General features: G+C 42.2%; 2 pseudogenes. One reads left to right on the top strand and one right to left on the bottom strand.

The annotated features are described in order from the left end of the window. Positions 1-106: pseudogene (locus D0T87_RS24100) on the bottom strand (SPOR domain-containing protein); the annotation flags it as partial. A 138-nt stretch (positions 107-244) separates the two neighbouring features. Here D0T87_RS24100 and D0T87_RS25280 point away from each other — a divergent pair. Continuing rightward, a pseudogene (locus D0T87_RS25280) lies at positions 245-301 on the top strand (two-component regulator propeller domain-containing protein); the annotation flags it as partial.

Here is a 301-nt window from a genome sequence, read left to right as displayed (position 1 = left end):
TTAAAACTCCGATTTTAGGGTCCTGATGAATAGTCACCCGTCCTTCTCCCGGAGCATTACTTTCAAGGCTTTTCACAATATTATCCTGTGCCTGCACATGGAACAGTTTTAAAAAATAATACTATTTTTCCGGATTCTTAGGTTATGTGATACTGGCTTATTATCTGAAGAAATACTATTTTGAGCGCGTTGATGGTCGTTGGATGCTTGAAGCCATCAACCGGGCAACCCGACTTCCGTACCGGGTACAATCATGACCATATACGAAGATTCCGATGAGAATCTGTGGTTGGGCTCCTAT

It is taken from the genome of Bacteroides sp. 51, from assembly GCF_010500965.1.
GTDB lineage: Bacteria > Bacteroidota > Bacteroidia > Bacteroidales > Bacteroidaceae > Bacteroides.
The sequence above is the reverse complement of the archived record's forward strand: the minus strand, read 5'-3'. Positions and strand labels throughout refer to the sequence as shown.